General features: G+C 61.7%; 12 protein-coding genes. 10 read left to right on the plus strand and 2 right to left on the minus strand.

All coding sequences use genetic code 11. The annotated features are described in order from the left end of the window. Positions 1-677 precede the first annotated feature (677 nt). From J5J06_09170 to J5J06_09180, 3 genes are all read left to right on the plus strand, one after another. Entirely contained in the window at positions 678-968 is a 291-nt protein-coding gene (locus J5J06_09170) for a BrnT family toxin (GenBank protein ID MCO6437243.1), read from the plus strand. Next, complete coding sequence (locus J5J06_09175) at positions 946-1176, plus strand: hypothetical protein (GenBank protein MCO6437244.1); 231 nt, start codon at positions 946-948, stop codon at positions 1174-1176. The genes J5J06_09170 and J5J06_09175 overlap by 23 nt, the downstream gene beginning before the upstream one ends. Positions 1177-1374: 198 nt before the next feature. Beyond that, positions 1375-1650, plus strand: a complete 276-nt coding sequence (locus J5J06_09180; GenBank protein MCO6437245.1) for a hypothetical protein — start codon at positions 1375-1377, stop codon at positions 1648-1650. A gap of 594 nt (positions 1651-2244) precedes the next feature. On the opposite strand, the gene J5J06_09185 is transcribed toward J5J06_09180, so the two are convergent. Further along, on the minus strand, positions 2245-2892 hold the full coding sequence (locus J5J06_09185; GenBank protein MCO6437246.1) for a hypothetical protein: 648 nt from the start codon (positions 2890-2892) through the stop codon (positions 2245-2247). A 10-nt stretch (positions 2893-2902) separates the two neighbouring features. Here J5J06_09185 and J5J06_09190 point away from each other — a divergent pair, with 10 nt between their 5' ends. The 6 genes from J5J06_09190 to J5J06_09215 all read left to right on the plus strand — a co-directional run bounded on the left by J5J06_09190 (position 2903) and on the right by J5J06_09215 (position 7444). Continuing rightward, on the plus strand, positions 2903-3184 hold the full coding sequence (locus J5J06_09190; GenBank protein MCO6437247.1) for a tyrosine-type recombinase/integrase: 282 nt from the start codon (positions 2903-2905) through the stop codon (positions 3182-3184). A 495-nt stretch (positions 3185-3679) separates the two neighbouring features. Then, complete coding sequence (locus tag J5J06_09195; protein ID MCO6437248.1) at positions 3680-4186, plus strand: DUF1801 domain-containing protein; 507 nt, start codon at positions 3680-3682, stop codon at positions 4184-4186. Between the two features lie 848 nt (positions 4187-5034). Further along, positions 5035-5625 carry a hypothetical protein gene (locus tag J5J06_09200; GenBank protein ID MCO6437249.1) on the plus strand — a complete coding sequence of 197 codons (591 nt, stop codon included), beginning with the start codon at positions 5035-5037 and terminating at the stop codon, positions 5623-5625. Between the two features lie 28 nt (positions 5626-5653). After that, positions 5654-6601 (plus strand): hypothetical protein, encoded by a 948-nt coding sequence (locus tag J5J06_09205; protein MCO6437250.1) that lies wholly within the window; start codon positions 5654-5656, stop codon positions 6599-6601. Positions 6602-6690: 89 nt separating this feature from the next. Continuing rightward, complete coding sequence (locus J5J06_09210) at positions 6691-6873, plus strand: hypothetical protein (protein ID MCO6437251.1); 183 nt, start codon at positions 6691-6693, stop codon at positions 6871-6873. A gap of 79 nt (positions 6874-6952) precedes the next feature. Then, complete coding sequence (locus J5J06_09215; GenBank protein MCO6437252.1) at positions 6953-7444, plus strand: hypothetical protein; 492 nt, start codon at positions 6953-6955, stop codon at positions 7442-7444. A gap of 58 nt (positions 7445-7502) precedes the next feature. Here J5J06_09215 and J5J06_09220 read toward each other — a convergent pair whose 3' ends face one another. Then, complete coding sequence (locus tag J5J06_09220) at positions 7503-8708, minus strand: 2,3-bisphosphoglycerate-independent phosphoglycerate mutase (protein MCO6437253.1); 1206 nt, start codon at positions 8706-8708, stop codon at positions 7503-7505. 347 nt (positions 8709-9055) lie between these two features. Between J5J06_09220 and J5J06_09225 the strand changes: the two genes are divergently transcribed. Further along, positions 9056-9748: a metal-dependent hydrolase gene (locus tag J5J06_09225; protein ID MCO6437254.1), complete on the plus strand. Its 693-nt coding sequence runs from the start codon at positions 9056-9058 to the stop codon at positions 9746-9748. The last annotated feature ends 118 nt before the right edge of the window (positions 9749-9866 follow it).

A 9866-nucleotide genomic window follows, 5' to 3' on the forward strand; every position in this document is an offset into this window, starting at 1 on the left:
CGGCGTACAAGAGAGATCAAAATCACGGCCACACCCAGGGTGCGCCCGAAGCGGGCGACCCTGGGCTGTGACTGTGGAACGCCTTCGGCGTACGGGAACGCCGAGGACGCTCTGGCTACGCTCTAAACTCTGAAGACGAAGAAACTTAAAAGCTGCACGACCTCCTTCCGGGTAGGGCTGGGGAGGGGCTCTTGTGCACCCTGTTTTGACGCATCTGGCACCCGATGGAATCACCCCGACCGACTGGTGACGGCTTCGTGATGCTGTGCTCACTCGACTGGTCGAACCGGCCTTGTACGACGTTTCTGTTCGTAGCCTCGCGGCTTGGACGTGGATGCATGCGGGTGCGGGTGGACAGACCCGGCGCTTACCCATCCATCCGCGGGCTTCCTCCCCACCGCCGGTCACCCGGCCGCAGTTGCCCTCGTCCTGTACTTGCTTCTCGAAGGGGATCACTTGGCATACTGATCTCCGACAGTTGCCAGTCTCGTACAGGGGACTTGCACCCCACCTCGATCACGCCCATCCCGGGCGTACGCAGGCGCTCCACCGAATGGCGGCCCCGCCCACGTGGCTTGGCAATTAGGGAGCCACCGTGGGGCCGCCCTCGGTGAGCTGAATCGTTCAGCGAGATGGTAAGTGACCTGTGAGGCGCGCGATCGATCGGAGTGCAAGGCATGCAACTGAGATTCGAATGGGACTCGAAGAAAGCCGCCTCGAATGTGACCAAACATGGGGTCACCTTCGACGAAGCAAGCACGGTATTTGCCGATCCATTGGCCGTCATTTTCGACGACGACGACCATTCCCAGGACGAACTTCGCGAAATCATCATCGGTCATTCCGTGTTGGAGCAGCTATTGTTGGTCTCGTTCACTGAACGTGGTAAGATGGTTGTGAGGATCATCAGCGCGAGGAAAGCTACCCGACGAGAGCGAAAAGACTATGAAGAAGGCATCCGCCCGTAAACCTGCAGCCGCGACGTCCGACCAACTTCGCGACGAGTACTGTTTCGACTACTCCAAGGCAAAGCCGAACCGGTTCGCGTCGCATGTGGATCAAACCCGGCTAGTTGTGGCTCTAGATGCCGACGTGTCCGCTGTGTTCTCCACACCGGAAGCCGTAAACAAGGCCCTACGCGCCTTGATCGAGGCGATGCCGCCGCGTGATCGTTGACGTTCGCGGCACGGGTTGTTCGGCGGGCAATTAACACGGATGCCTACGATGATCAGGTGTTGGTTGAAGCCGCGGTGGAGCCTGAGTACGCTTCTCTTCCTGTTCATTTGCTCGACAGTTGTCACGGGGTGGTTGGCACGGAAACTCCACGATGCACGCCAATCGCCAGTTCCGATCCTGGGTCCGATGACGTTGGGAATGTCGTCAGAACTTGCACTGAGCGACGAAGAGATCGTGCATAAGCTTCGCGCTTCTGATGACTTCGAATTTGATACCGACTTCACCGTTGTGAAGATCTTGAAACACAAAGTAGAAGGCCGCATGGATTGCCCCGGAGTTGTCGCACTGATTGGCAACGCGTCGCTGCATCACCAAATATACCGCTGCATTGTGATCGGAACCGATGGATGGCTACCCCGTGTCGAGATCGTATATATCGATCACAACCACTTCCACACGACGGATGGCAAGTAGCCGTGATGCCGCTTTCGCCGCTGGCCCGATTGCGGTAGTTGGCTTCCATATTGCCTGCTGGAAGGCCACTTGCGAAACGTGAAGGGGCGTAATGCCCCTCGTGCGAATCGTACCATCAACGCTGGCTCAAGTCGCACGCGATAAACGACGGCGAATCGAGTAGCCAGACGGGTTTCTCCGCCCGGCCCCCACACCACCAGGCATGCGGGTCCGCACCAGGCAGTTCGATGAGGGGGAAGGAAGCGGCGCCCAGAGGGTCTTGGCGATGGCCTTTCTCCGCACCGCTTCGGGGCGGTAAGTGCCGTCCAGAAGCTGTGGTCGAATCGCTGGCTACCGGGCGCTGTCGGGCGTACACAAAACGGCGCACGCGAGGCGGGCTTGCGCGCGGAATTGGATGGTCGATCAAGCTTCCCGCCCGCGTGATCGTGGTCGTTGAACTTAATCGCTGCGCGGACGCGCATCCTGCGAAGGCCTCGAGCTGGCATCCTTGCCAGCTCTCTTTTCGCGCCGCGCGATTCCGCGCCGCTTGATATTCGCGCCCCATCCGCGCACGCCGCGCTGGCTCGGTCACGGCGCGCGTGCGGCAGGCCGGAATCAAGTCCGAGCGGGATCTGAAGGTCTAGCTATCCGTATCGAATTCATGATGACGAAACCCGACTGCTTCCAGGCCTGATCCCACTCGTCGTCAGGTGCCACGAAATCAATGTAGTAGACCAGACCCCGTTCGTCATCGGCAACCACGTGGAACAACTGGTGCACATTCGGGGCATAACGAATTTGGACTTCGGCGACCTTCATACCGGGTGTGCTTTGATGGGGCCTCAGGTCGCTTCCGCTCAGAAACTCGAATTTGAAGTCTTTCAAGGGACCAAGCAGGAGGGCCATGGCCAATTCACTTGCCTTCAACTCCGGTTTGACCGAGGGGGTGGAAATCACGTTGATCGACAGGCCCGTGAAAAACCCCGCGTGTGGTTGGACTTCCTCTTTCGAAATGGAAATCGCCTTGGTAGTGGAGGTGATCTTCTGGGTGACGTACCATCCCTCGGGCTTCAGCAGAGCGATGTTCCCCTCATAGAACTCGTACCACTCGAATCCCGCCGGCGAATTCTTGAAGCGATGTGTTTCCCGGACGAACGCAGAGTCGGATCGCGAGCCAGGTGGCGAGCTGTCCTGGCGGGAGACCACATCGAAGTGGGGAAGGTTCGCTTGATACCCCTCAAGGAGCGCAGAAAAGCCGGTCACGCCTCACGTCCTGCGCCACCTGTACGCCACGGGTCTGCTGGAGGCGGGAGTGAACCTGCTGACGATCAGCCGCTTGCTGGGTCATTCCAGCTTCCGCATGACGCTGGTCTATCTGCACGTGCGGCGATCGGCACTGTCCAACCTGCAGCGGCGCTCGGCGAGCGGAGTGGGTGGACGGCCACGCTCGGCTGCTGCCGGATCGAGTGCATTACTTCCAGGTTGTGTTTACGCTGCCGGCGGAACTGTCGTCGCTGGCGTTGGGCAATCGGCGGCAGATTGCAACTGGTGCTGATGGAAACTCGGCGGAGTTCGCGCAACGTCCTGAATTCGCCGGTCGCTCCCATCTGGTACCGGCCCCGCAATCCCTTGCGACCAGCAGTCCCCGCTGGATAAAATTCGCCTGGTCCGTGGCGCGGGGCCGGTGGGCGGGCGACAAAGTTCAACACCGATCTATCCGTCCGCATCCTGCCGCCGGGCTCGCTCTTTTGGGAAACGGTTCGCAGCGGAGCGTCGTGGCGGGTGTTGACGGCCGCCAGCAGGTCGCGGACTCGGTCATTGCCAGTCTCCTTGGAGAACAGGGAAGGAAAACCATTTCCCAAGGATGGCAGGCGAGGTAGCGCGTCGGCTAGAATGCCGTCAGGCAGCTCGCTGCCGCGCAGCGGCTTCCTTGAACGAAGCCGTGAACCGGAGCGGCGAAGTCGGGCGAAACTGAAATGGTCAGTCTTTTGACGGTGCCCCGTTACCGCCGTCGTTCGGCCTGTGGAAGTGCGAGGTAGAGTAGATCACAATGCCCGCCCGCAAGACAGACCAGACTTCCAAGCCAACAGCCCGGAAGCCGTCCAAGCGCACGGCGGCACAAGGCAAGGTTGGCACGGCGCCGCCGGAGTCCATGATCACCGGCAAAGCAAGCCCCGCAAAGGCAGCCGCCGGTGACCAGCCGGTCTTCGCCTACATCGCAAGCTTGCCGCAGCCGCAGCGCGACATCGCCGAGAGAGTCGATGCCCTGGCGGCCAAGACGCTGCCCGGCCTGCAGCGCTCCGTGAAGTGGGGCATGTCATATTATGGCGTCGGCGACGGATGGTGCTTCTGTTGCGGCGGTTTCGCGGGGCACATCAAGCTCATGTTCGTGAATGGCGCGACGCTTGTTCCAGTACCACCAGTGACACCGGTGGCGATGGGGAAGTCGACGAGGGGCGTTGAGCTGAGATCAGTTGATGACCTCGACGAACGCCAGATCGCGGCGTGGATGAAACAGATTACTGCCGCGTCTGGAGTCGGCAAGAAGAAGAAATAGGCCCGTCGTCGGCTCTGAGAACGAAAGTCGCATCAGATGGCATGTCCGGAGTGCGGCTAGAGGCACGCCGAATCCGGTAGCCGGGCGGGTTTCCCCGCCCAGCCCCCACAGCACCAGGCATGCGGGTCCGCACCAGGCGGTTCGACGAAGGGGAGCAACTTGCGCCAAAAGTGTCTTCAGGCTGGGTAGTCCTTGTGCTTGCAGCCAGGCGTTGGTCAGACCGAAACACGTGGCGATGGACTTGGCCGTGTGCCAGGAGCCTTTCCGACGGCGGGCCAGTAACACGGATGCCTACAATGATCAGGTGTTGGTTGAAGCCGCGGTGGAGCCTGCGTATGCTTCTCTTCCTGTTCATTTGCTCGACAGTTGTCACGGGGTGGTTGGCTTCTATATTGCCTGCTATAAGGCCACTTGCGAGACGCGAAGGGGCGTAATGCCCCTCGTGCGAATCGTACCATCAACGCTGGCTCAAGTCGCACGCGATAGACGACGGATGCGTGGTGCGCGGGGCCGTGGGTGGAGCGCGTGGTCTGCCCGCGAACAGGCCGTGAACCGGAGCGGCGGTTGACGCCGGATCCTGAAACTCACGTGACTCGTCGCCGCCCGGCGTGAAGGTGACTTACCTTGTCAGTGAGCGCAACCGCGAGTCCCTCCAAATGCTGCTCTCGGTCACAGGTATGAATCGGTTCGCTGGGATGGTTGTCGTCGGCGAGACCGATGTTACGCGACCGTTACACGATCGCGGTCCGAAACGGCTATAATCCCCACAAGGGCAAGTTGGGGCGTAGGCCGATTCACAACGCAAGGGAGCCGGCGGCATGCGAACTTCACTCGAAAGGCAGGCAGTCATGGCTCGCCTCCTCGCGGTCTGGTGCGCAGGGTTGTTTACGGCCCTCATGATCCCGCCTGCCGCCGGGCAGGCGACGGGGGAAGAGGCGGAGGATCCACCCAGTTTGTTTTCCAAGCCGGTGCGCGTCGACGGGGTGGATTTCGAGGTCGCGGTCAAGTCGACCTGGGGACGGCCGGCGGAGGTCTACGGCGAGTTCCAGCCGGGCATCGCACTGCGGATCAGTAACAGGACCGACAAGGACCTCACGTTCGACTTGGGTGGCACGCTCCGGGTCAGCCTGAAGATGGCCGGCGGCGCCGAACTGGTGGAGGGCCCGATCGGCAAGCGGCACTTCCCCAAGCCGATGAAGGTTGCGGCCGGGAAGAGCGAGACCGTCACCCTGCCCATTCGGCTGGTTCACACGCGCATCCGCGACGTGTGCCTCGGGGTGCACAGCGACGCGCCGGGTACGAACTGGCTCACGGGCGACGTCCGGCCGGGCAAGTACCGCCTCGGCGTGACGCTCGAAAACAGCCGCACGGGCGACGACGCCTGGCACGGCGAGATGCGAACCGAGACGCTGGAAGTCAAAATCAAGGACGGCAAGTAACGAGGTCGACCAGGAGAGGGAGGCACGCGTGATCGATTTTGATTATCTTCCCAAGGGTCTTAACGCGATGGCACGTGCTCACCGTGTGAGTACGATGTCAGGCCATCTTGGAGCGGCAGTCGTCGCCGGGTACTTCATTGGGGAACAGCATCCCGACCTGGACGAATCGGTTTGCGACGGCATCGAAGCGGAGTTGGAACGGATCATTCGAGGCGAATCCGTCTTCAGCCCCAAGAAGGATGCCGCGCTGAATGCCCCCGCGATGTTTGAGCCGTTCGCGCGCGAGGAGCCGAAAGCAGATCTGATTGACGGCATCGCGGACGCTCTGGCGCACAACATCAATCGCGCTCGAGAGTCAGGGCACAACGTCATCTTCGCCGCGATTGCAATCCGTGCCTTGAAAGATCATCCGGATTTGGCGACGCCGTCGATTACGGACGGCATTCGGAAGCTGATTGCCGGGTTTGATAATGCATCGCCGGGGAGCGGCTACTATGGCAAGGAGAAGGGCCGTCTCAACGGAAGCCGGATTCCACTGCCTGACGATGATGGCATTCCTCCCATTACCGAATTGGAAATGATGGCCAGGATCGTCGCCGACGATCTGATTGAACATGCGGCGCAGCGCCGCGAAGGGTTTGGCGGGCCGTGGCATGTCATTAACCATGCCGCCGCGCTCGCCGAATTGGCACGTCACGGCTACCGCGAACTCGCCATCCGCGGTTTACCCGCGTTTCGCGAGCACTTCCGGCTGTTCAAGACTTTGCCCGACGTGTCGGAGGAAAAGGGTGCGGAAACACCGACGCCGGACGCCCCGCTCACCCCGAATTTCTGGAGCCCGGAAAAAATCCGCAGGGAGCGGGCACACCTGACACACCGCATCAAAACGATTTACGGTTTCGATGCGATCGCCGAACTGCTGACCGACAAGCGACAGCGCAACCAGGCCAGTGACAAGTTGCGATACCTGATGTAACAACTTCGACTGCGAACCACCGCATGCACCGAAGCGTCATTGGCCTCAAGTTCTCGGCCTCGTAGGCGGCGAAGGCGGGCGGCCTGGAAATGGTCGAAGTCCCGGCGGGCAGATTCCAGGCCATGAAGATTTCGTACTCGGGGTTCGTCTGTGGCGGAAATGTCTCAATGCTCGTCTGGTACGCCGACGGAGTCGAGGTGGTGAAACAGGTGTACTGCCCGGAATCGAGTAGTATCGTCATCGAATTGTGCGAATACACACGGGGGAATTGACCCAGTCGAGTGGACTGGCTGTGACCTGCTCACTCGCCACTGCTGAGTTCAGTCGATGGACGAGTAGAGGACACGCTCGATGTATGGCTCGTTGCTCGTGGCCGTTGGCTGCTTGTTGATCGCCTTGGCTTTCGTGATGTTTCGCTGGAACGCGGCCGCGCGGGGCCGGTTCCGGGGGGCCATGCAGGTAACTGGGGAGGTGGTCGACGTCGCCCCCATGACGCCGCGAGCCGCGAAGGTTCGAGTCAGGTTCGATTTCAAGGACAGGAGCCACCTGATCGTCCTGAGTGCGCGGTGGAACTCGGGCGAAGGCGAGTGGTACCTCGGCGGCAGCGAAGTGGCAGAGCAGATCCGGTTGTTCGTCCCGCCCGACAGCCCGGAGGACGCGGCGCCGGCAGTTGATGTCAAAGTCTTGTACGCGGAACCGGTCGGTGTCGGCCTGTTCGGTTTCGCGGCGATTGGTTTCGGGCTGGTGCTCCTGACCGAATCGCTGGCGGCCGTGATCATCCTCGTCGGCGGGATGTGGCTTGTGGGGCTGGCATTGTTCATCTACTTCATAGTCAATCGGTAGAACGCCGATTATCTGAGCAATGGTGCTGCTCGAACCCCTTACAACACCACGGGGCCGGCTACGCGCCGTACTTGCCCAGCCGACCGGCGTTGGCCAAGGCCAGCGTCATCAGATATTTGGCCCGGAACTGCCCCAGCCCGCCGCGGATGCAACTGCTCTCGCCAAACTCGGTCAGCCCGTCCGGGCGGCAGCAGTTCGAGACCAGCAGCGTGGGGACCGGATGCCAACTGTGGCTCCGCAGAAAACTGGGCGTGCTGTGGTCCCCGGTCACGATCAGCACGTCCGGTTGCAGTCGTTCGACGGCCGGCAACGCGGCGTCGAACTGTTCGATCCGCTTGACCTTCTCGTCGAAATTGCCGTCTTCGCCCGTGCTGTCGGTGTACTTGAAGTGCAGAAAGAAGAAGTCGAAATCGCTCCAGTGCCGGGCGAGCAGCTCGACCTGCTCGTCCAGCGTTTGCGGCTTGCCCAGAATCTCCATACCGACCAGCCGGGCGAGGCCTTTGTACATCGGATAGACGGCAATCGCGGCGGCCTTCAACCCGTAGACCTCTTCATACGTTGGCAGGTTCGGCTTGGCGGCAAAACCCCGCATGGTGTGGAAGTTGGCCTTGGGATGTCCGGCCAGGATCTCGCGGGCCTGACGCAGGAACTGGCCAGCAACCTCGGCCGTCTTCCGGCTGCCGGGATCGTTGGCGACCGGGGCCAGCGGCGGGACGCCGACGGCTTGCGGATCGGTATCGCGCACGTTGCCTTCCAGACCCTCGCCGCGAAAGACGACCACGAACCGGTGCTCCTTGACCGGTTCCACAAACACTTCCACGCCGGGAATCGTTACCGCCCGCAGCGAATGGACCAGCGGAGTGCTCTCGTCGGTCGAGATGCGGCCGGCCCGCCGGTCCGAGATGTTGCCCTGGGCGTCGAGCGTGCAGAAGTTGCAGCGAATCGCCACGTCGCCCGGCTCCAGTTGAAATCCAATGCCGGTCGCCTCCAACGCGCCCCGGCCGATCTGGTACTTCCAGGGATCGTAGCCGAACAGTCCCAGGTGCCCCGGTCCGCTGCCCGGACTGATGCCCGGCACCAGCGGGATACTGCCGCCCTGCACGCCCCGCGACGCCAGCCGATCCAGATTGGGCGTGCGCGCGGCTTCCAGTTCGGTCTTGCCGCCTGGCTGCATCGGCAGGCCGCCCAGACCATCGGCCACCAGCATGACGATCCGCGTGTCGTTCTTGATGAACAGTTCGCGAGTTAAATCGTGCGGATCCATGGGGATTCTCTCCATAACGGACTATCGAGGCCCGTGGGTAGTTGTCAGTTGTCAGTCGTCAGTTGTCAGAGCGGGTTGAACCGGTAAACCACTGGTCTACCATAAACCGCGAGGAACTCAAAGGACATGCCCCGTGGTCGCAATGGGCCTCCGGGTAGTCAATCCGCAATTTGCAATTTGCAATTTGGAATCCGCCATCATCCACACGTACCATCCCACTCGTCCTTTCGGAGCCCCCCCTGTCGTGGCAGCGGCAATGAACCTCCGACTTGTCAGTCGCCTGGAACGAACGCGGCCGGTGGGCTATCCTGACCGGTGCGGTATCCGTTCCAGGGAGAGACAGCATCATGCCGACGCAACTGACCTGGCTGGGCCACGGGACCTGGCTGATCGAAACGGGCCAGCATCGCCTGTTGCTGGACCCATTCTTGGACGAGTCGCCGGCGGCGCCCGTCAGGGCGGGCCAGGTGGACGCGGATTTCATCCTGATTTCACACGGGCACTACGATCACGTGGCCGACGCACCGGCGGTCGCCTTGAGGACGGGCGCCACGGTGATCGCCAATTTCGAAATCTGCCAGTGGCTGCAGGCTCAGCACGGCGTGGCGGCCGAGAACACCGTGGCCATGAATCTGGGTGGGGGAGTGCGATTGCCGTTTGGCCACGTGGCCATGACCTTGGCCTTTCACAGCTCGCAACTGCCCGACGGCTCTTACGGCGGGAACCCGGCAGGATATCTGTTGACGCTGACCGACGGCAAGATCTACTTTGCCTGCGACACGGCCCTGTTTTCCGATATGCGGCAGATTGGCCAGGCGGGGATCGACCTGGCGGTCTTGCCGATTGGCGACCTGTTCACGATGGGTCCGGAGGCGGCGATCGAGGCGGTCAAGTTGATCGCGCCGCGCCGCGTCGCTCCGGCGCACTACAACACCTGGCCGCCGATCGAGCAGGACGCGGCGGCCTGGGCTTTGCGCGTGCGGGCCGAGACCGAGGCGGAACCGGTGGTCGTACCGCCTGGTGGAACGATTACTTTATGAACTGAAGCGACGCGTCGGACGGACCGCCGGGTATCGCTCCGAGTCGGGTCTCCACAAGGATTGCACCATGCCGCCTTGCGTTGGCGATTTGCTGCTGGCCGTGGCCGCTCGCGGTCCG

Source organism: Phycisphaerae bacterium (genome assembly GCA_024102815.1).
Classification (GTDB): Bacteria; Planctomycetota; Phycisphaerae; order UBA1845; family UBA1845; genus JAGFJJ01.

Coding starts and splice junctions, on each gene's coding strand:
- J5J06_09170 (MCO6437243.1), top strand. CDS start 678: ATGCAACTGAGATTCGAATGGGACTCGAAGAAAGCCGCCTCGAATGTG.
- J5J06_09175 (MCO6437244.1), top strand. CDS start 946: ATGAAGAAGGCATCCGCCCGTAAACCTGCAGCCGCGACGTCCGACCAA.
- J5J06_09180 (MCO6437245.1), top strand. CDS start 1,375: ATGTCGTCAGAACTTGCACTGAGCGACGAAGAGATCGTGCATAAGCTT.
- J5J06_09195 (MCO6437248.1), top strand. CDS start 3,680: ATGCCCGCCCGCAAGACAGACCAGACTTCCAAGCCAACAGCCCGGAAG.
- J5J06_09200 (MCO6437249.1), top strand. CDS start 5,035: ATGGCTCGCCTCCTCGCGGTCTGGTGCGCAGGGTTGTTTACGGCCCTC.
- J5J06_09210 (MCO6437251.1), top strand. CDS start 6,691: ATGGTCGAAGTCCCGGCGGGCAGATTCCAGGCCATGAAGATTTCGTAC.
- J5J06_09215 (MCO6437252.1), top strand. CDS start 6,953: ATGTATGGCTCGTTGCTCGTGGCCGTTGGCTGCTTGTTGATCGCCTTG.
- J5J06_09220 (MCO6437253.1), bottom strand. CDS start 8,708: ATGGATCCGCACGATTTAACTCGCGAACTGTTCATCAAGAACGACACG.
- J5J06_09225 (MCO6437254.1), top strand. CDS start 9,056: ATGCCGACGCAACTGACCTGGCTGGGCCACGGGACCTGGCTGATCGAA.